The following is a 19,020-nucleotide window of genomic DNA, read 5'->3' on the forward strand; positions in this document are numbered from 1 at the left end:
CGCCCGCGCCGACCGGTCGTCCAGCCGGCGCGTATCGGGCGCCAGAGGCCGCCGACGCGAGGAGTCCGATGACGCTGGTGTGTGTTCTGGATGCGTCATGTTCCAGTCGAAACGTAGGCGTCGAAGGCTAATGAGTCACTCGACGTTTCACGACCGTTCACGCCGTTTTTCAGCCGAAATATCGCGCCACCACCCCCTATTTCGAGTGTCCCTTCGAACCGCTAGTCGTCCATCGGTCATCGTCGACCCGCCGGCGCCTCGCCTTCGAAGCGCTTTTGGCCCACACCGTCGGAATCCCGACCATGGACCGTGATGCCGTCGTCGAAGCCATCGTCGCGTTCGTCGGCGTTGCCACACTCGCCGCCATTATCCTCTATATCGGCAACACCTACAACGACGGCGGGCTTTCGGGCGACGGCGGCGTCGCTCTGGTCGGCGCTATCGCCTTCTTCATCGTCTTCATGTCCGTCATCGGCGTCGGACTCTCCCGGCGCTACTGAGCGCGCCAGTCAGCGAGTTGTTCTTCGGGGGCCGACTCCAGCCGCTGTTCGTAGTACGACAGCGGGTGCTCGATGGACTCACACAGTTCGTCTTTGTCGACACAGTCGCCGTAGTCGTCCATGACCGCACACGACGGCGGCGCCGCGACCGACCCCTCGCCGCCCTCCTCGCGGAGTCGGTCGACCTGCTGGCGAATCGACTCGGCGGCCTCTCCCGAGACCGCGCACAACTCGACGACCTCGTCGCGGTCCAGTCCCGCACTCACGAGGAAGGCCACGAGGGAGAACCGCGAGCGGTCCGAAAGCGCCTCCCCTTCCCGAGCACGGGTCAACAGCGCACGCATACACGGCGGAAACAGTCCCGGTACCACCGCGTCGAACGCCGTCGGCGGGTCGAGGTCCGCGACGCTACGGCGAATCGCCGACAACTCCGTATCGAGCGGCTCCCCGATGGCTTCGGGCACCGACAGCGGAAGCCCCTCCTCGACGCGACGCCCGACGGCCTCCCGAAGCAGCGTGTACAACTCCGGCCGCGAGACGGGGACGCGCCCCGAGTCGAGCGGTCGGCCGACCAGACGCCACCGCTCGCCCGACAGCGCCGCCGCGAGTTCGAGATACGCCGTGACGGCGACGCTGAACTCCCCGTCGCCAGTGGGTTCGATGCGCCCCGATAGCCCGAAATCCGCGAGCAGGCGGTCGAGCGTGAGTCGCTCGCCGCCGGCGCTCTTCAGCTCCAAATCGGCCTCGAAATCCTCGACGAACCGCTCGCGGGCCGTCGCGGCCTCGGCGGCGGCGTACTTCTCGACGGCACCCGGCACGTCCAGAAGCGAAACGAGCACGCGAGCGACCGGATAGGAGAGCAGTTCCGCCCGGTCGCTCCAAGCTCGTGGGTCCTCGGCTTCGGTCGTCCCCTCCAACAGCGCGCGCTGGACGCGCTCGCGGCCGCGCTCGACGGCCGGTCCCCCCTCGACAACGAGGGCTGCGAGGTCGACCTCCGCGGCCTCGACGGCCTCACGGGAAGCGTCGAGGAACGGGTACCGGGCGTGGAGCCGCTGCATGCTCTCGGGTATCGTTGCGGGGCCGATAAACGCACCGACCCCGGCCGCAGGATTATTCGTTTTGGGAATCGGGCGTGGGAACGAGGACAGCACGACCTCGAAAGCCCTCGGCGCGCTGGCGGTCGCTGCTCGGGATACCCTCACTTCGTTCGGGTAGTGCCCGAGCAGCGACGCTCCTTCGGCGCCACCGTGCCTCGCCCTTTCAGTCCGCCGAGGATGTCGCTGTTCGACCCCCTGTAGCCCTGCCCTTCCCCGGGTTGCACGGGCCGACGGCCCGCGAACCTACATCGCGGCGCGTAGCGCCGCGCATGTCGCGCGGTCGGCCAAGGCCGACACGCGCTCCCGGCCGAATAAAATCGACGCCATCTCCAGAGAGTCGACACGCCTATACTCGCCGCCCCCAACGCGAGGAACAACCCGTGCGCCTCAGGTATCGCTGTCCCGGCTGTCGGACGACGAGTAACCTCCACGACCCCGACTGTGAGTTCGAGGGCACCGACCGCCGACACATCGAGAAGGCCTACACGGACCTCTTGGCGCCGCTGTCGGCCCGTCCCTACGACGACGAGGACGCACTCCGCGAGGCGCTTCCGGAGCGGTGGAGCGGCCTCCACGCCGCCGTTCTGGGTCGCCTCCGAGGGGACCAACGAGTCGTCGACGAAGACGACGAACTCCGACTGCTGACGCCCGAGGAATACAAAGAGCGGGTCTCTCAACCCACCTTCGAGCCGCTGAAGACCATCTACGAGGAGGGCAGCGTCCCCGGTGCCCACGACAACAGCGTCTTCGCCATGATAGCGTTCTACGAGATGGTGGGGCTCTCGTGGGAGGAGACCCGCGAGAACACCATCGACTGGCTGGAAACCTCGGGAACGTGGAACCGCGGCGGCTTCGAGGAGGCCTCACCGGCCGAGTTGGTCGACTCGAAGAAACACGTCTACGAACAGGGCTACGGCTGGAAGGAGAAGGCACAGGCCGCGAAGGCGGTCATCGACCGCCACCTCTAGTCGGGCGACCACCGATACCGCGTCGTCGTCGTGCCGTCGAAGCGCGGACCGGGGCCGTGTTCCTCGAAGGCGGCGCGTTCGACGGCTTCGTGGGCCGCCTCGTCGCCGTCGGGGACGAGCAACTCGACGGACATTCCCTCCCGTTCGGCGAAGCGGGTCGGCTCTTCGAGCAGTCGCTCACAGAGGTCGGCGTCGCCCTCCAGTTGCGTGACGTGGACCGTCGTCCCCTGTGCGTCGTAGCTGACGAACCCCGCGACGCCGTCGTCGGCGTCGGCGACCCGAACCGTTCGGTCGTGGACGAGGTTGCGCATCACGTCGGTCGGCGCGCCGGTCAGCGTCGCCAGCCGTTCGGCGTCGGCCTCGACGGCGTCCCGGATGTCCATACACCCGATAAGACACTCGCGGGAAATAAACTTCCCCCGCACGGGAGGAAGAATGACCTCGCTGGCGACGCAATAATCGCCGTAAGCCGCCCCCGAAGCAGGCCCACGGAACATGGACAGGATTATCTCCTGTGACTGGCTACCGGCGGGTATGAGCCATCACACCGTACAGCAGGTGATCGTATGCGCGTAGTCGCCAAGTTCGGCGGAACGAGCCTCGGCAACGGCGACCGAGTCAACCGAGCGGCCGACTCCATCGCGGCCGCCGTCGAGAAGGGCCACGAGGTCGCCATCGTCGCGAGCGCGATGGGGTCGACGACGGACTTCCTGCTCGACGCCATCGAGTTCGAGGCCGACGAGGCCGACGAGGCCGAAATCGTCTCGATGGGCGAACGTACCTCCGTCCGGATGCTGAAGGCCGCCCTCGGCGCCCGCGGCATCGACGCGAAGTTCCTCGAACCCGGCACCGACAGTTGGCCGGTCATCACCGACGAACACGGCGAAGTCGACGTCGAGGAGACCAAGCGCCGTGCCAAACAGCTGGCCGCCGACATGTCCTCGAAGGGGTACGTCCCCGTCATCACGGGCTTTCTCGCCCAGGACCACGCCGGCAACGTGACGACGCTGGGCCGCGGCGGCTCCGACACCACCGCCGTCATGCTCGGCAACTACATGAGCGCCGACGAGGTCGTCATCATCACCGACGTCGAGGGCGTCATGACCGGCGACCCCCGCGTCGTCGAGGGCGCACGCAACGTCGGCGAAATCACCGTCGACGAACTGCGCAATCTCTCCTTCCGCGGCGCCGAAGTCGTCGCCCCCTCCGCGCTGTCGTACAAGACTAGCGACATGACAGTCCGTGTCGCCCACTACCAACACGGCGACTTACTGGAGGGTGGGACGACCATCGAGGGGCAGTTCGAGAACCTCATCGACCTTCGGGAGACGCCGCTCGCGTGTCTCACCGTCGCCGGCCGCGCAATCCGCAACACCCCCGGCATCCTCTCGGAGCTGTCGGTCGCGCTGTCGGAGTCGGACATCAACGTCGACGCCGTCGCCAGCGGGATGGACTCGGTGACGTTCTACATCGACGAGGAAATCGCCGAGCGCGCCGAGAACGTCCTCCACCAGGCGGTCATCGACGCCGAACCGCTCTCCAGCGTCACCGTCGACGACAACGTCGCCGTCATTCGCGTCACCGGCGGCGAGTTGCCCAACCAATCGGGTATCCTCCAGGGCATCATCGACCCGCTGTCGGAGGAACACATCACCATCCACGACCTCATCACCAGCGCCACCTCCGTCGCCGTCTTCGTCGACTGGGACGACCGCGAGGACGCGCTCGAAATCATCCAAGAGGCAGTCTGACGCGCGAACGACGTTATCGCCCTTTTCGCAGTCGAGTTCCAGTTCCTTCGGGCAGCCCTGCCTCCGCGACGGCTTCGACGACGCGTTCGATGTCGTACTCGACGCGCCGCTGGTCGACGGTCAGCGAATCGAGGTCGACGACGGCGTAGGCGGCACGGGGGTCGCCGTCCCGCGGTTGGCCGACGCTCCCGGGGTTCATCACGACGCCTTCGTCGTAGGCTTCGTAGGCCTGGACGTGGGTGTGGCCCATCACGAGGACGTCCTCCGCTCCGAGCAACTCGGGGGAGAACAGCGCCGGGTAGGTGTAGCGGTTCGGGTCCTCCGGGTGGCCGTGGACGAGTTTCAGGCGGCCGTCGAAACAACGGCGCTCGGTCGGCAGGTCTTGGAGCCACGCCAGTTGGCTCTCGTCGAGCACATCGCGAGCGTAGCGAGCCCCGGCGTCCGCCATCCCGTTGCCACTGAAGCCGGTTCCCGTTGCGACTGCTCGGTCGTGGTTCCCCATAATCGTCGGCACGCTCCGTTCGCGAAGCGCGTCGATACAGTCGCCGGGCCAGGGGTTGTAGCCGACCACGTCGCCGGCACAGACGACGGCGTCGACTGGAGGCATATCACCGAGTACGGCCCGCAGTGCGACCCGGTTGGCGTGGATGTCGGAGAGTACCCCCACTCGCATCGATTCGTTCTGGGACCGCAGTCCCGTAAGGCCTGTCGGTCAGCGTTGCTCCGACAGGCCAGTTCGACACGAAATATCGTGACATTGTTTGTGTCTTTTGGCCAATATCTACGGTAGTTTTTAACTTTATGCAGGATAGACAGACATACAGACACCAAAATCAGAATCAGATGAACGAAGCACAACAAGGTAGCCACGGAACTGACGAGGAGTCCTTCGACATCGAGGAATCCGACGGGTTGCGACACCTCTTGGGCCACATTCAGGACGCCGTCGTGGCGTTCGAACTCGTCGACGAGGAACCGATTATCCGGAGCGTCAACGCGTCGTTCCTCGAATTGTTCGGCTACGACCGCGACACCGTCCTCGACGCCCCGCTCAACGAACACATCGTCCCCGAGTGGCGTGTCGAGGAGGCCGCGACGCTCGACGAACGGACCGCTTCGGGCGAAATCAACTACCAGCGCGTCCAGCGACGGACCACGGATGGACTCCGGGAGTTCCTCTACCGAGGCATCCCCTATAGCGACGAGACGGCCCGAATCGACGGTTTCGCGGTCTACACCGACCTCACCGATATCAATCAGAAGGAACGGCAGCTACAGGTGTTGAGCCGCGTCCTCCGACACAACTTACGCACCGAGGCGAACATCATCGACGGGAACGCCGACCGGCTGTTGGAAATCCTCGACGCCGACGACGAGGAAGCCGTCCGGACCGCGACGATAATCAACGACCGCGCCGAGCGATTGCTCGGACTGGCCAGCGACGCCGCCCGAATCAACGACGTGTTGCAGTCCCCACAAGCGGAGACGGCAACGCTGGACTGCGTACCGGTCGTTCGTGCCGCCGTCGAGGGCGTCCGGACGGCCGCCCCGAAGGCGACGATTACCGTCGAGGTACCCGATTCGAGAACCGTCTCGGCGACCGGACGGCTTCAACTCGCCGTCGAGAACGTCGTCGAGAACGCCATCGAACACAACCCGAGCGACGACCCCCGCGTCCACGTCAGCATCGACGACGTCGACGGCGGCCGCTGGGTCGACATCCTCGTCGAGGACGACGCGCCGCTCATCCCGCCGATGGAGCGAAACGTCGTCACCGGCAGCGCCGACATCACGCCGAAACACCACGGCAGCGGCCTCGGGCTGTGGCTCGTCAAATGGATCGTCGACCGCTCCGGCGGCGAACTCGCCTTCGAGGAGAGCGACCTCGGTGGCAACCGCGTCCGGATTCGCCTCCAGCAGGCCTGAGGCGGGCGAGCACTACTCGCCGTTGTAGTAGCCCGTCTCGAAGCCGTCGTCGGTTCGTGCGACCGCGGCGGCACACACCGGATGTTCGAAGTCGAACTCGTACAGTTCCTCCGCCATCGCGTCGGCGTCGGTCGACTCGAAGTCGACGGCCTCCGGGCGGTCCTTCTCGTAAGTGGCAACGAGCGTCGGTTCCTCGACCGCCTCGACGAGGACGGCGTCCCGTCGGACGATGCCAACGTAACTCTCCTCGCCGACGACGCCGGCGATTCGCGGGGTGTCGTAGTCGTCCTTCTCGTAGTCCAGTGCGAGCAACGACTCGACGAGGGCGTCGCGGGCGGGGTAGCCCAACTGGAGTTTCTCGACGATGGGGTCGACCTGCGTCCCGTTGCCGATGACGGCCTGCGTGCCGTCCTCGGTGGTTCGCAGGCAGTTATACGAGATGTAGGGGTTGTCCGTCTCGGGAGCGTCTGGCGTCGGGGCGACTGTGAGCGCGCCCTCGCGTTCGATGACGCGGCGGTTCGGGAACGACCGCGAGGAGACGCGATAGGCGGCTCGGTCCGGTGCGACGACGATGAAGCGACCGACGTACATACCCGTCTCTGCCCCCGGCGACAGTATGTCGGTGTCGGTTCGGCGTCGTGACGGACGCTCGGGGAGCGACCAACTGTCGGCCGAACACGACAATCATAAATAGACCCACGGCTTGCTTTCCAATGCGCACAGTCCATTGGGGTAGTGGCCAATCCTGAAGCCTTCTGGGGGCTTCGACCCTGGTTCGAATCCAGGATGGACTATAATCATTTTGACGCGAATCCTCGTATTTCCAGATAATTCACCCGTAACTGTGACCTGTGAGAGTTCGTCGTGAATGCCCACAGTGGATTGTGACTGTGACCTGTGAGAGTTCGTCGTGAATGCCCACAGTGGATTGTGACTGTGACCTGTGATTGTGGTCTGTGACTGTGAACTGTCGTTGTGAAAGGGTCGAGAAGTTATCCGTGAGTGTGTCTAAGCGTCGATATGACCAACGACGACGGGAAGGAACCGTACCCGAGCGACGCGATCGGCGAAGACTCTCAGTAAAGGCGTGTGGCGTGTTAGCGGGGTATAGTCCGTAGTAAATGCAGTCGGTAACGGGTGGAATAATCTCTCATGAAAAGTGGGGGGGTGTGGCCGTAGTGAATGTTCTCTGTGACTGTGGCGTGTGATTGTGATTTGTGGTTGTGACGAGTGATTGTGAAAGGTCGTTGTGAATGGTGGGTTTCACCCGTCTCAGTCACAAGTTGTGGGGTCGTAGAATTATCCGTGAGCGGTTCTAAGCGTCGATAATGACCAACGACGACGACGGGAAGGAGCCGTATCCGGAGGGTGTCGAAGCAACCGAAGGGTGGCCGGAAGGGGACGTCGAACTGCCGTACGACGAGGATGCAGACCCGGAGGAGTGGATGGAGTCGTACCCGGACGACCTCGTCGACGGCGACGAAAGCGACGTCGAATAACTGCTGAACATATCGATAGAGGGGTGGGTTCTCGTTTCTTACCAACCCAGAGTAGGGAGGTTCGAGAATAGAGAGACAACGAGTAACAACAACTCCAGCATCTGGTTTCAACGTGGATTAAATGAATCAGCTGTTCGGACGAGCGAGCGAATGAATCAGCAGCGCTGGCCGCACAGAGAATCCGTGTTAGGCGGTGGTGGACTCGAAGACCGGTTCTGGATCGGTGGGTTGAGTCGCATCACAGACGCGGATGCGACCGTCGGAGCGGACGAACACGTTCCACGTGTCTACCTGAAAGCTGAGGAGCGTGTCACCGTTTGTGGCGCTATCAGAAGGTTCAAACAACGCGTTGAGGGCGTCCGGGTCAACGTAATCGAATAGCGGTGGGAGATTAGTTGGTTCAACTCCGACAGCCTCCGCTAGAGCGCTTATAATAGCCTCCGTAGCGGAACTATCACTCTCGGAGTCGTATTCCGCATCAACGACCGGTGTACATCCTCGATAGACGAGTAGTTCACCCCGATTTTCCATAGTTCACAAACAACCCAACGCTATAAAATACTGGTGTGATAATATGCGTGCGAATATGTCTGTATTCTATACCGACCGATTTATGGGACAAGTCGATTACGGAAGATTCCAACCTAAGTACGCTGCAAGGGCCGGTCAGTAGACGTGCGTATTAACCTGCGAGGTGTGGAATCAACGGGTCTGATAGAGATATTCGCGCTTCTCAGGTATCGTTATTCGGCACTGTCGGGTGCGTCCCACGAGTCCATATTGCGACGACTACGACTCCGATAGCCACTACCGAGGAGAGACCACTAACGAGGCTCAGTAGTCGTGTCGCAGGAATATTGCCGTTCGCCATGCTGAGTTCGATAACCCCAGAACCGCAGAGAAGTGCAACTGCCAAGGCCCGATACTCAAGTTCGCTCGACTTCTTGTAAGTCCGAACGAAATAGCCCAGAGAGCCGACACCGAGACTCGCTGTCAGTCCAATCCAAAGAAGGGCTGTATCGACCATTATGACGGGATTGGACTCTTTCCCTATAGAACTACGTCTAGTTGTACCCTCGTTCTCTGTCTGCACGATGACTAAGTCCTCTGTACTGATTGATACGTCTATCCCCTGTATTGACCGATTGACCCATGCCCTGGATTGCCTGCTAGAAAATATTTATCCGTAGTTTGGTAAGCGAAATCTATGAAACGACGGAAACTGCTTCAGGCAGGTGGGGTCGTTATCGGGAGTTCACTTTCTGGATGTGGGATGTTCTCCGCTGTCGAAGACAAATATGTCGTTGCTCGTGTTGTGGAAGAAGAGCCCCCAGACGAGGAAATCACGGATTACAGTAACGAACACGTACAGGCGAACGAGTATGCCCGTGAATTAGTGCCCGAAGCAGTCAATGGTGGTGGGTACGCAGAACGACGAGTTCCGAATGGAGAGGCCAACCCGATTGGCGACCTTCCGACGGGGTACATAGCGTATGAAGACGATGTCGTGAGAATGTTGATTCGGACGTTAGAGTGACACTGGCTGCTGAGCCAACACCAATGGCAGTGAAACGGTACGCCTCAAGCCAACCGTATCATCGTATCCATCACGTACACCGGAACTTGGCAAGTATGATCAGATGCTTCTGATGCCTATATTGACCGACCCCAGGGCATTATCGAACTAGAATGAAACAGGTTGAGTAGTTCCACAACCCACACAAGACCCGTCCTGCGATGACTATCGAGACGAATCCGTTCGAACCTCGAACCGTGCCCCGCCATCAGCGGCCTCCGCGACGTGAATCGTCCACCCGTGAGCTTCGACGATTTCCCGTACAATCGGCAGCCCAAACCCAGTCCCTTGTTCGGTCGTCGAAAACCCTGGCTCGAACACCTCCTCACGAACCTCAGCAGGAATCCCTGCCCCGTTGTCCTCAATGTAGAAGCCCCCAGTTTCGTCTAACCCTCCAACCATGACCGTAACATCGGCTCCTCCGTGTTCGATAGCATTCCGAAAGAGGTTCTCGAACAACTGCTGAAACCGTTCAGGGTCGGCTTCTACCGACACATCAAACTCGTCGTCAACCATTAACGAGGCCTCGGGAACATCAACCATCTTCCAACTATTGAGCGCGATGTCCCGAACCTGTACGGTCTCGGTATCGTCGATTTGCTGCCCGGTGCGGGCCAGTGTGAGCAATTCATCGATGAGTTCCCCCATCCGGTCGAGGGCCGCACTCGCTGGCTCCAGATGTTCCTGCTGAGTGCCTTCCTCCAGCGCCAACTCGACGCGGCCTTTGGCCACCGAAAGCGGGTTCCGAAGGTCGTGGGAGACGATACTCGCAAACCGCTCTAACCGCTCGTTTTGCCGTTCCAACTGTTGCCGGTATTGCTCTCGATGGGAGATGTCTGTGAACGTGACTAGCCGGCCTAACCGGGTGCTATTCGCCGAAAACGGGTTTACCGTCATCCGGTAGTACCGTGTCTGCCCGTGTCTGTCGAGTTCGAGTATCGAATCACGTTCATTCGATGACTCACCAACCGATGGTACAGCAATCGAGAGTGGTTCGCCCCGCGACTCCGTGAGAGCCGGGAAGAGTTGCTGGGCAGCCCGGTTCCAATCATGGACATTCCTGTTCGCGTCGAGCAGTATCATCGGATTATCCGTCTCACCCGTGAGGTGAACCGCCTCAAATCGCTCTAGGTAGACGTAGAATACGCCGACAGCGAACGCTGCCACACCTAACGGCGAGTAAGTGAGCGGAAGGAGGTACTGGGTGGTCGCTCCGAGTACGTCAAGGCTGACCGGAAGCCCCGTCAATAAGACAACGCCGAAGAGGGGTTTCGTGTCGTAGCTGACCTGCGCGAACAACTCGAAGAGTATGAAAAAGCCGATGAAGGCCAGCGCGTATGCCAGCCCCATCACGACCCAATGCAGCGGGCCATGATGAATCACCAAATGTGGGAACGGTGTGCTCGTCAGTTCCGTCGTGAAGTACTGGCCGTGCAGTGGGTTCGTGACTTTGAGGGCTATGATGGCGAGGAGGACGCTGATGGCGATCCAGCGGACGGTCGGGTTTTGATGGAGCGACCGTCCGGTGTAAGCCGAACAGAAGTACAGCCACGGGCCGACGGCGGCGAAGCCGACGACGAGTCCTACGACGTACAACGCGTACTGGGTGGCTGGCGTGGGGGCAGTCAGATACCCGACGTGTGCGAGCGCCCACCCGCCACTCAGAAGGAGGAAGGCGGCAAGGCCTCGCCGCGAATCGGCATCTTCGATGTAGCGTGTACGGAGAAGACTGCCGAAACAGAGGGCCGCAGCGACGGCGAACGTCAGCACGTACCCCCAAAGTGGAGAGAACGAAAGTGGCTGCAAGACATTCATTAAGCAAAACATCTCCGCCCACCTGTAAGTATGTACGCCAAAACGGGATGAACCAGTCCCCTACTCCTTGTTCAACTCATGTTGGATGACTCGGTATTGCTTCAACTGACCGAGCTATGAACAGCCTACAACGAAAGATCCGAGAGAGTAGCTGTTGGTGTCGGAGAAGGCACCATCACTGCCAGAGAACCGACCCTTACCAACCTGAAAGGTAGGGTGTAGCGAGATATGAGCGAGGAGAGACGTGTCTGTGTGTCGTGAATCGAGCCTATTGAGGAAAAGAAGACAGTTACGAGGAGAGCGTATTCGCGTCGGCCAGGTATTCGTCGCGCCGATCGAGGATGTTCGATATCGTTCCTTCCGACACACCGGTTTTGTTGCTGATGGTTGCATACGTTTCGCCGTCTTCGCGTAGCTGAATCACTCGAAGCGCTCGTTCAAAGTCATCTTCGTCCGGGAGTTGCTCTGTCTTCGAGCTGTTGTACGTGTACCCGAAACGGGGGCGACCGAGGTCGTCGCCAAGTTCTTTCTTGACCTTGATTGCTCGTTTGGCCTTCCGAATCTCTTCCTCCTTCGTGTCCCGCTCGATGCGGCGTTTGAGGTCGAAGGTGAGGTCGTCGTCGTCAACGTCGGCGAAATATACGATCTCGCAGCCGCCTTGGTTGGCTGCATACTCGATAACTGCGAAGTATTCGTCTCGACAGACTCGGCGGTCGTCCCATGCCGCGAGGTAGTCGTACTCACCGTCTCGAATGCGTTCAACGGTGTCCGTGACGCGTTCGTTCTGGTCGAGAAGTCCCGAGTCATCGTTACGACTCATCGTCGAGAAACCCGACTGTACGCCGAGGTCAAGGTCTTCGCGTGTGGTGGCGAGTTCGTCGGCGAGAGCTTTGACCTTCTCACGTTGGTCTTCGAGACCAATGTCGTCGTCACTGCCTTTGGATTTCCTGATCCACGCGAGCGCCTTACTCATCGTCTTCTTCCTCTCGCTCGTGGAACTCGACTTCGACAGCACCGGTATCCGGGTTGATGCTCCAGCGGAGTTCGAGGTCTTCAGCGGGTGGAGCATCCTTCATCATACGGATTTGCTTCGGGACTGTGGAGGCGACGCTGGATTGGCCACGTGGCCAGGCTTTCGTCTTGTAGTAAATTCGCTCGTCAGTCATCTATTGAACCTCGATTTTGATGCCTGTCGAGAGCGACGCTCCGCAGTTGTCGCAGGTAAATTCATCACTGTCTTCGACCATATCGAGATGTCCGAGACAGTCAACGTTACAGAGTGGACATGGTGCGGCGAGTTGCACACCGTAAATTACGTTACTTTGTGTCATGATTGGACGGAGTTTCGGGCGGTTTCTTGTTTGCCTTACTCTATGTATTACTTAGTGCCTTATTTTTATAACTATAATGGGTGGATAGTAGTCACTCACGAACTCCCGGTTTCCTGAGCGCCGAAGAGATCACCAAACCATCGAAATATGCGTTCGATAGTGTCCAATGACAAATCAGCCACAGATACTTACCAAAAGATAACATATCTGTATGCATGGCGTCACGAACCACACCAACGCCACACCCTAGCACCGCAGGAATCCTCGGTGGACGAGCACTTCAGGCAGCAATCTTCCTCGGTGTGATTGTACCAGTACTACAGCACATCGCCTGGGTGATACTCGTCGATGTTCCATCCACCTCGGAAGTCCTCTCACAACCACCGTATGCCTGGTTGTACATCGGCGTTCTTGGCATCATTCCACCGCTCATGGTTATTTTAGGAATAACACAAGCCGCTACGGAGGCTGGTGCTGTTGGTGGAGTTACATACTTTCTGATGGCGCTTGCGGGGCAATCATTGCTCGGCCAACCGCTCCTCGCAATTTTAACGATCCTCGGTTTGACGCTGGGTCTGTTCGTCTTCCTCGCGGTGAAAGTAGCGAAAAACAGCAGGAACCGCAGTCGAAGCAGACGTGGCGGGTATCGCTAGTACGCGTTGGTAGGGTTCCGCAAAAAGGGTCGAGAGTTATGGCCGGTGCGCGTCCCACAGGTCACTGCTTGCCGTACGAACAGCCTTCTGTCTGGGTGGTTACTCAAGTTTCTGGTGTGTCAAGTAGTATCCAAAATCACCACAGGTAATTACCTGATCGTCACCAATCTCTTCGACCTCGACCTCGTACTCTTTGCCAGTTTCCTGACGGACTTTACCACGGTGAATATTCACCAAGTCATGTGCTTCCTCTTCTGCATCCTTCTTATTACTAAATACTCCAACGATAGATTCGACGACATTGCCAGCTGTCGCATCCATTAGTACCCATACAGTATCGCCATGCCAATCGTCCATTACAACCATACTGGTCGATTATTGACGTGTAACTAATACACGGCGATTATTAGGCGGCGTCGAACACTACCAGGGGTATTCGACATCAACAAACCGAGTCATAACCATCCCTGGTAGAGATGGTTGGTACGGTTCCGCAGAAAAAGGGGTCGAGAGTTATGGCCGGTGCGCGTCCCACAGCTCAGACTTTGCCCACGAATTCAATCGACGCTCGTCGCGGTCGAGCCGCTGCGCTCCGTACTTGTTGAGAACGCTCTGGAGGCGACGACGATCTCGTTTCGTCAACACAGCGTTGTTCTCGCCCTTGCGGTGGAGTCGTTCGAGGTCGGCAATCGAGGGTTCGACGACTGAGCAGTAGTTGATGGCGGCTCGAATCCCCTTTCGTTGGCCGGGAGTGAACGTCGTGGAGGGGTCGGCCATGGCCGATTCCATCCGAACGCTCCGAGGAACACTACTCATCGACGTCACCTCGAATCAGCTCGAAGCTTGCCTGCCCGGTTCTTTCTCCCTGGATTCGATACCCGACGTACAGTACGTGGTCTCGAATCTCGGTTGGAATCTCGTTCGGGGAGGGCGACTCCTGGTGGGTGTCGGAGACCACGTGCAAAACCCTCGATGGCTCAATCCGGAACGTGACCGTCCGGCCATCAACACCAACCAGTAATCGACGTCCGGAACGCGTGGAGTGCGCGTCTGAACCCGGGGTATCGACGCTCACAGACTCTTGGACAACGTACGTCATTGCCCATCACCTTCGACGACTGCGACGTGGACGCGAAGCGTTCGGCCACACCCAGTGCATTCAACGCCCTCACTGGGGTCGTCGCTACCGTGGAGGGGCGTATATTCACCGCACTCGGGGCACGTCACTCCGTACTCGTACCCACCGACGCCACCGGTCATCGACCATCCCCGATGAATGTGAGTATCGACTGTTGGTCGGTGTCATCGTCGTCGTCCTGTTCGGGTCGTCCGTCGGCGATACACTGGTCGCAAACCCAGTAGTCGTCGTTGTTGAACCAGATTCTGCGACCGCTGCAGAACGCTTTGTAGCGGTCGCAGTCGTTACAGAAGTCCTTGGTTTGGCGCTGTTCAATCGCGTCTTTCGTTTTCGGAGGGTGCGTTTTACTCATAATTTGGAGGGGGTGACGAAGCGGGGACGCTCCGTTGGAGTGCCCTTGTGGGATTCGAACCCACACCGCCACCGCAGGGCAAGGGGTCGCAAATCGGGCCGGTTAGTTGTCTGCCACGATGATGTCAGTACCTTCGATTGATTCGTCGAGCGTTGGGTGGTCATCGCTGTTGTCGATGTGGATGCAGTCGTCGTCTTCCACGACGGTGATTTCAGCCTCATCATCGTCCTTGTCGTCGTTTTTGACGATCACGTCAGGCGCTTTACTGTCGTCTCGAACGGAATAGTCGATGTCGGGGTTGGTGTCATCATCGCTGTCGAATGTGGCAACTGCTACCAGGCTAAACGGGTTGGTGGCGTCCACAATGATGTTGTCCGAAACTTCTTGGTATAGGTCGTTCAGTTGGGTTTCTGTAAGTTTGAGGGGGGTGAGCAGGTCGTCGTAGTGTTTGTAGTTGAATTCTGTATTGCCGTTGGGGTAGGTCGTTGCGTGTACTTCGATTTTGATTTGTTCTGTCATGACTTCGTGTGAAGGAAGGGTATGCAGTAATAAAAGGGTTTGGCGTCTGCGCTAATGTATTAGCATATGGACGGGAGTTTTAACCGTGCCCAACCCCTACACCAAGACATGCGAGACCGAGGCATCCTAACGGAACGAGACCGCGAAATCATCCCGAACGAACCGAACAACGACCGCCGCCCAGAAGTCAAAACACGCGTCAGAAACCGCATCGAACGCTTAGAAGAAGATTTACAAATTTTAGCAGATCACGAACCAGAACTCGCCGAAAAACTCCGCGACACCATCTGCACAGCGACCGAACACAACCGATTAGAAGACGTCCTCAACGACATCCAAGATGACATCGCTGCGATCCGAGAAAATGTAGACAACTGACGGCAAACGGCAGGCCGATGAGGGAAAATCTAATGCCGGTCACCCGCGACACGGTGACAACGTGACTACTGTAGCCGATTTACGGGACGTCCTCCACGAATTCCTCGAAGAACTCGACGAAGAATTCGACGACCCCCACGAAATCGAGCGCATCCTCAACGGCGACCGAGAAATCACACGCCGCGACATCTCAGCCGAACCCGAAACATGGACGGAAGACATCCTCATCAACCCAGTCCTGCGAGCTGTCGGCCTACACAAAACACCGGGACGCCCAACCTCCCAGCGGAAAACACCCGACTTCAAACTCGAAGAAGACTTCAACGACCAAACTCTCGAAATCGTCGGCGAGAACAAATCTCTGAACAAAATTGAAGACGCCGAAGACGAACTCGTTTCGGACTATCTATCCAATATTTCATTTCCGAACGACGGTATCGCCACCGACGGCCTCGACTGGGTAGTGTATCGTACTGAACGTGGTGGCGACTTCTTTGAACACGAAGCTGTCAGGCGACACAGCTTCCGTGACATTCTCCGACAACTGGCTCGTGACGAGAACATCATCAGTCAACAGGCACTCCTGGACGTTGAAATCGACGTTGACAACGAGCTAGAAGCGTTCGCACTCACGTTCCAGCCTGACCATCTCGTCCCCCTTCTTACCAAAACGGCGCCCTCCGAATTCCGCGACAGACGCCAGAAAGACGTTGACGACTTCTTCGGGATTTACATCGAGGTACTGTTCGGCGAGTCTGACGAACACAACTACGACACTTGCCTGCGCAACGATATCGTCGCGCCCGACGGGGCTTCCCGGAAAGACAAGGACGTGTTCGCGGTCACGTTGGTGAACCGACTCATGTTCATTCGGTTCTTGGAAGAACGCGGCGTACTATCAGAAGGGTTCCTGCACGAGCGAGTCGAGGACTACAGTGACGGTATCCCCACGAGCCTGTACGAAACGACGATTAAACCGCTGTTCTACGATCTGTTCAACAAACCACGAAGCGACCGAGACCTCCATGGTGACTGGTACGATGACGTCCCGTACCTGAACGGTGGGTTGTTCCGACAGAACCTCTCGCAAGAAGATGACTACGACGTTCGGAACCCATCGATGGTGTTGGTCATCGATAAGCTCATCGAGGGCAACCATGAACTCGACCTCGAAATCGACCCGGCCATCCTCGGTAGCGTCTTCGAAATGACCATCAACCACATCAGCGAGTCTGAAGACCGACAAAAGGAGACCGGGGCGTATTACACGCCGAACGACGTTACTCACCTGATTAATTCGCAGGCCGTTGACGGGCAGGTCAAGGAACGAATCGTTGATGCGTTTGCTGAAGCGGTAGATGACGGGGTTGAGTCTACCCTTCGTAGCGAGGCAGAGTCGGAGTCTCTAACGCAGATTTTGGCACATATTGAGGAGGGTGAAGGGTGGTATGGGAGCACGCAAGGACTCGATAATGCGAAGGAAGCGATACTCGACCTCACTGTTCTCGACCCTGCGTGTGGTTCGGGTCACTTTCTGACAGCTGCGATGGAACAACTACACCAAGTACTCCAATCCATCCATCGGGGACAGCATAGAGGCGAAGACCCGTCTGCAGAGGAGAAGTACCATCAGAAACGCGATATCGCGTTGAATTCGATTTACGGGGTGGACGTTGACCGGGTAGCGACGGAAATCGCCAAGCTACGGACATGGTTGAAAATTCTGGAGGGGAACGATTGGGAGGAGAGCTACGGGCGGCTTCCGAACATCGACGTGAATATTCTCGAAGGGAACTCGCTCATCGGTCTTCCGAGCGTTGGGTATGGCGCCACAACGCTGGGTGAGTATAGCGACCGGATGGACGAGATACTCACGCAACGCAAGGAATACAAGCAGGACAACGAAGGGTCGAAAACCGATATCGATGAATTGCGGAACGACCTTCGAGACGATCTCAACAAAGAGTTCATCGACCGGCTTACGCAAACTGTTGAAGACGAAATCCGAGACGCGAGCCTGTTTGAGGAACTCGCTGACGACATCAGCCCGGTCGAGTTGCGTCAGTATATCGATTCGGTGTCAGTGAAGCAAAGGGACGATGATGAATTCACCAACAGTCAAATCGCCGACCTGGAAGATGCCGGGTTCGACGTCCATTACTTGCATAAGAGCGCGAAGATGGACATCGCGGACTACATGGAGGAGCTTCAGAAGCAAACTAATCGAAACGGTATATCAAGCCAATCTGAAGCCGCAGAACACATTTTAGAAGCGTTAATCGAGTTTGCAGAGCAGGACGAGTTCTACTACAACAAAGTTGTTCGACGGCCTGTGCTGTCCGACCTGAAGCGCATCGAAGGGAAGCCGTTCCATTGGACGGCAGAGTTCCCAGAAGCTCGGAGAGAGGACGATAGCGGGAACTACGACATGTGCTTCGACATCGTTGTCGGGAACCCACCGTACGGAGATATCCTCTCAGACCACGGAAAATACCTCGTTGATTCGTACGAGACCGGTGGCATCAACGATATTGCAGCTCAATTCGTTGAGCGTGAACTGCAGCTACTGAAACTCGGCGGGCACTTCGGTAACATCACCACGCTCCGTATTGCCTACGACCAACGGGAGGAACCAGCTCGAAAGCACCTGACTCGACGGTTGGAGCAGACGAAGATGGCGTGTTTCGCGCACAGACCGTCTCGTATATTCGAAGGTGCGCACGTGAAGCCGGCCATCGTCACCGGGCGTCTTACCAATGAACACGAACCGGACATCTACACCAGCCGCTACATCCGTTTCACGAGCGAGAACCGGAACGAGGTACTCTCGAACATCAGTTACGCGAAGGCGAACGGGTTAGCGCTTGGAGAGAAAATCGGTGATGGTCAGAACCGGTCCATCCCGAAGTTAGGGCACGAAACCGCTCGGTCTGCGTTGGAGAAACTCAAAGACGCGAGTGACAGAGTGTTCGAGGATGCGCTTTGTGACGAGGAAACAGACCATTTGATGTGGCGGCGTCGTGGGGCGCTCTATTGGATTAACCCGTTGTTCGTAAATCTGTACGATGAGATGGACAAAGACACACCAACCAGTATGTACCGAATGTATTTCTCATCGGATTTGGAGCGTCGATTTAGCCTGATTACGCTCCAGTCCTCACTGTTCTACTGGTACTGGATGGTGTACAAGAACGGGCGGAACATCGACTGGTGGGAGATTAACCCGTTCCCATTCCCGGACGAGGAGACTCTCGAAGAGAATCGAGAGGAGATCATCGAGATCAGTAACGAACTGTGGGATGCGATGGAACAGCGGTTTGTTGGGAAAGCGAGAACGGTTATCGAGAATGCTGCTGAGCTGAAGCCGATTGTCGATGACGTTGATGACCTTATCGGGCCGATGTATGGTCTTGATGAGGAGGAGATTGAGTACATGAAGAACTTCGACGCGGAGTATGGCCGAACACCGGACGAGATTGAGTCAGAGACGTTGGAAACCTACGCTGACGACTGACCA

At 58.2% G+C, this 19,020-nt stretch carries 20 protein-coding genes and 1 tRNA gene; 9 read left to right on the top strand and 12 right to left on the bottom strand.

The window, feature by feature from the left end:
• Window positions 1-302: 302 nt before the first annotated feature.
• Entirely contained in the window at window positions 303-500 is a 198-nt protein-coding gene (locus HWX69_RS02710) for a DUF7472 family protein (protein WP_156707921.1), read from the top strand.
• Here the strand turns inward: HWX69_RS02710 and priL are convergent.
• Window positions 494-1,558 (bottom strand): DNA primase regulatory subunit PriL, encoded by a 1,065-nt coding sequence (gene priL, locus HWX69_RS02715; protein WP_178915552.1) that lies wholly within the window; start codon window positions 1,556-1,558, stop codon window positions 494-496. The genes HWX69_RS02710 and priL overlap by 7 nt on opposite strands.
• Window positions 1,559-1,977: 419 nt before the next feature.
• Between priL and HWX69_RS02720 the strand changes: the two genes are divergently transcribed.
• Complete coding sequence (locus HWX69_RS02720) at window positions 1,978-2,565, top strand: DUF7474 family protein (protein ID WP_178915554.1); 588 nt, start codon at window positions 1,978-1,980, stop codon at window positions 2,563-2,565.
• On the opposite strand, the gene HWX69_RS02725 is transcribed toward HWX69_RS02720, so the two are convergent.
• Window positions 2,562-2,948 carry a hypothetical protein gene (locus tag HWX69_RS02725; protein ID WP_178915555.1) on the bottom strand — a complete coding sequence of 129 codons (387 nt, stop codon included), beginning with the start codon at window positions 2,946-2,948 and terminating at the stop codon, window positions 2,562-2,564. The two genes, HWX69_RS02720 and HWX69_RS02725, sit on opposite strands and share 4 nt — an antisense overlap.
• A 183-nt stretch (window positions 2,949-3,131) precedes the next feature.
• On the opposite strand from HWX69_RS02725, the gene HWX69_RS02730 reads away from it, so the two are divergent.
• The gene (locus tag HWX69_RS02730) at window positions 3,132-4,316 is read left to right on the top strand and encodes an aspartate kinase (protein WP_178915557.1); all 1,185 of its coding nucleotides are present in this window, start codon (window positions 3,132-3,134) and stop codon (window positions 4,314-4,316) included.
• Between the two features lie 13 nt (window positions 4,317-4,329).
• On the opposite strand, the gene HWX69_RS02735 is transcribed toward HWX69_RS02730, so the two are convergent.
• A complete protein-coding gene (locus HWX69_RS02735) occupies window positions 4,330-4,989 on the bottom strand; it encodes a metallophosphoesterase family protein (protein WP_178915559.1) in 660 nt (219 codons plus the stop codon).
• A 170-nt stretch (window positions 4,990-5,159) separates the two neighbouring features.
• On the opposite strand from HWX69_RS02735, the gene HWX69_RS02740 reads away from it, so the two are divergent.
• Entirely contained in the window at window positions 5,160-6,242 is a 1,083-nt protein-coding gene (locus tag HWX69_RS02740; RefSeq protein ID WP_178915561.1) for an ATP-binding protein, read from the top strand.
• 12 nt (window positions 6,243-6,254) lie between these two features.
• Here the strand turns inward: HWX69_RS02740 and HWX69_RS02745 are convergent, their stop codons facing one another.
• Window positions 6,255-6,833 carry an IMP cyclohydrolase gene (locus HWX69_RS02745; RefSeq protein ID WP_178915563.1) on the bottom strand — a complete coding sequence of 193 codons (579 nt, stop codon included), beginning with the start codon at window positions 6,831-6,833 and terminating at the stop codon, window positions 6,255-6,257.
• A 130-nt stretch (window positions 6,834-6,963) separates the two neighbouring features.
• On the opposite strand from HWX69_RS02745, the gene HWX69_RS02750 reads away from it, so the two are divergent.
• Together HWX69_RS02750 and HWX69_RS02755 are read left to right on the top strand one after the other, a co-directional pair.
• Window positions 6,964-7,036: transfer RNA gene (locus HWX69_RS02750), tRNA-Gln, on the top strand.
• Window positions 7,037-7,570: 534 nt separating this feature from the next.
• Window positions 7,571-7,741 carry a hypothetical protein gene (locus HWX69_RS02755; protein ID WP_178915565.1) on the top strand — a complete coding sequence of 57 codons (171 nt, stop codon included), beginning with the start codon at window positions 7,571-7,573 and terminating at the stop codon, window positions 7,739-7,741.
• A gap of 186 nt (window positions 7,742-7,927) precedes the next feature.
• Here the strand turns inward: HWX69_RS02755 and HWX69_RS18425 are convergent, their stop codons facing one another.
• On the bottom strand, window positions 7,928-8,272 hold the full coding sequence (locus HWX69_RS18425; RefSeq protein WP_178915566.1) for a HalOD1 output domain-containing protein: 345 nt from the start codon (window positions 8,270-8,272) through the stop codon (window positions 7,928-7,930).
• 202 nt (window positions 8,273-8,474) lie between these two features.
• The gene (locus HWX69_RS02765; protein WP_178915568.1) at window positions 8,475-8,768 is read right to left on the bottom strand and encodes a hypothetical protein; all 294 of its coding nucleotides are present in this window, start codon (window positions 8,766-8,768) and stop codon (window positions 8,475-8,477) included.
• A 180-nt stretch (window positions 8,769-8,948) separates the two neighbouring features.
• Between HWX69_RS02765 and HWX69_RS02770 the strand changes: the two genes are divergently transcribed.
• Window positions 8,949-9,278 (top strand): hypothetical protein, encoded by a 330-nt coding sequence (locus HWX69_RS02770; RefSeq protein WP_178915570.1) that lies wholly within the window; start codon window positions 8,949-8,951, stop codon window positions 9,276-9,278.
• A 204-nt stretch (window positions 9,279-9,482) separates the two neighbouring features.
• On the opposite strand, the gene HWX69_RS02775 is transcribed toward HWX69_RS02770, so the two are convergent.
• From HWX69_RS02775 to HWX69_RS02800, 6 genes are all read right to left on the bottom strand, one after another.
• On the bottom strand, window positions 9,483-11,087 hold the full coding sequence (locus HWX69_RS02775; RefSeq protein WP_348642971.1) for a sensor histidine kinase: 1,605 nt from the start codon (window positions 11,085-11,087) through the stop codon (window positions 9,483-9,485).
• 334 nt (window positions 11,088-11,421) lie between these two features.
• Complete coding sequence (locus HWX69_RS02780; protein WP_218644656.1) at window positions 11,422-12,201, bottom strand: serine integrase family protein; 780 nt, start codon at window positions 12,199-12,201, stop codon at window positions 11,422-11,424.
• 1,014 nt (window positions 12,202-13,215) lie between these two features.
• Window positions 13,216-13,482: a hypothetical protein gene (locus HWX69_RS02785; protein WP_178915571.1), complete on the bottom strand. Its 267-nt coding sequence runs from the start codon at window positions 13,480-13,482 to the stop codon at window positions 13,216-13,218.
• 147 nt (window positions 13,483-13,629) lie between these two features.
• Complete coding sequence (locus HWX69_RS02790) at window positions 13,630-13,932, bottom strand: hypothetical protein (protein WP_178915573.1); 303 nt, start codon at window positions 13,930-13,932, stop codon at window positions 13,630-13,632.
• Window positions 13,933-14,372: 440 nt separating this feature from the next.
• Entirely contained in the window at window positions 14,373-14,606 is a 234-nt protein-coding gene (locus tag HWX69_RS02795; RefSeq protein ID WP_178915574.1) for a hypothetical protein, read from the bottom strand.
• Window positions 14,607-14,708: 102 nt separating this feature from the next.
• Window positions 14,709-15,125 (bottom strand): hypothetical protein, encoded by a 417-nt coding sequence (locus tag HWX69_RS02800; protein WP_178915576.1) that lies wholly within the window; start codon window positions 15,123-15,125, stop codon window positions 14,709-14,711.
• A 108-nt stretch (window positions 15,126-15,233) separates the two neighbouring features.
• Between HWX69_RS02800 and HWX69_RS02805 the strand changes: the two genes are divergently transcribed.
• Both HWX69_RS02805 and HWX69_RS02810 read left to right on the top strand, forming a co-directional pair.
• A complete protein-coding gene (locus HWX69_RS02805; protein WP_178915578.1) occupies window positions 15,234-15,503 on the top strand; it encodes a hypothetical protein in 270 nt (89 codons plus the stop codon).
• A gap of 61 nt (window positions 15,504-15,564) precedes the next feature.
• Complete coding sequence (locus HWX69_RS02810; protein WP_178915579.1) at window positions 15,565-19,017, top strand: Eco57I restriction-modification methylase domain-containing protein; 3,453 nt, start codon at window positions 15,565-15,567, stop codon at window positions 19,015-19,017.
• Window positions 19,018-19,020 lie beyond the last annotated feature (3 nt).

Source organism: Natronomonas gomsonensis (genome assembly GCF_013391635.1).
GTDB lineage: Archaea > Halobacteriota > Halobacteria > Halobacteriales > Haloarculaceae > Natronomonas > Natronomonas gomsonensis_A.

Excerpts from the sequence above, each read along its gene's own strand:
- priL (WP_178915552.1), bottom strand. The coding sequence starts at position 1,558 with ATGCAGCGGCTCCACGCCCGGTACCCGTTCCTCGACGCTTCCCGTGAG.
- HWX69_RS02725 (WP_178915555.1), bottom strand. The coding sequence starts at position 2,948 with ATGGACATCCGGGACGCCGTCGAGGCCGACGCCGAACGGCTGGCGACG.
- HWX69_RS02710 (WP_156707921.1), top strand. The coding sequence starts at position 303 with ATGGACCGTGATGCCGTCGTCGAAGCCATCGTCGCGTTCGTCGGCGTT.
- HWX69_RS02780 (WP_218644656.1), bottom strand. The coding sequence starts at position 12,201 with ATGCTCCACCCGCTGAAGACCTCGAACTCCGCTGGAGCATCAACCCGG.
- HWX69_RS02745 (WP_178915563.1), bottom strand. The coding sequence starts at position 6,833 with ATGTACGTCGGTCGCTTCATCGTCGTCGCACCGGACCGAGCCGCCTAT.
- HWX69_RS02755 (WP_178915565.1), top strand. The coding sequence starts at position 7,571 with ATGACCAACGACGACGACGGGAAGGAGCCGTATCCGGAGGGTGTCGAA.
- HWX69_RS02805 (WP_178915578.1), top strand. The coding sequence starts at position 15,234 with ATGCGAGACCGAGGCATCCTAACGGAACGAGACCGCGAAATCATCCCG.
- HWX69_RS02730 (WP_178915557.1), top strand. The coding sequence starts at position 3,132 with ATGCGCGTAGTCGCCAAGTTCGGCGGAACGAGCCTCGGCAACGGCGAC.
- HWX69_RS18425 (WP_178915566.1), bottom strand. The coding sequence starts at position 8,272 with ATGGAAAATCGGGGTGAACTACTCGTCTATCGAGGATGTACACCGGTC.
- HWX69_RS02800 (WP_178915576.1), bottom strand. The coding sequence starts at position 15,125 with ATGACAGAACAAATCAAAATCGAAGTACACGCAACGACCTACCCCAAC.
- HWX69_RS02785 (WP_178915571.1), bottom strand. The coding sequence starts at position 13,482 with ATGGTTGTAATGGACGATTGGCATGGCGATACTGTATGGGTACTAATG.
- HWX69_RS02735 (WP_178915559.1), bottom strand. The coding sequence starts at position 4,989 with ATGCGAGTGGGGGTACTCTCCGACATCCACGCCAACCGGGTCGCACTG.
- HWX69_RS02795 (WP_178915574.1), bottom strand. The coding sequence starts at position 14,606 with ATGAGTAAAACGCACCCTCCGAAAACGAAAGACGCGATTGAACAGCGC.
- HWX69_RS02770 (WP_178915570.1), top strand. The coding sequence starts at position 8,949 with ATGAAACGACGGAAACTGCTTCAGGCAGGTGGGGTCGTTATCGGGAGT.
- HWX69_RS02740 (WP_178915561.1), top strand. The coding sequence starts at position 5,160 with ATGAACGAAGCACAACAAGGTAGCCACGGAACTGACGAGGAGTCCTTC.
- HWX69_RS02790 (WP_178915573.1), bottom strand. The coding sequence starts at position 13,932 with ATGAGTAGTGTTCCTCGGAGCGTTCGGATGGAATCGGCCATGGCCGAC.
- HWX69_RS02765 (WP_178915568.1), bottom strand. The coding sequence starts at position 8,768 with ATGGTCGATACAGCCCTTCTTTGGATTGGACTGACAGCGAGTCTCGGT.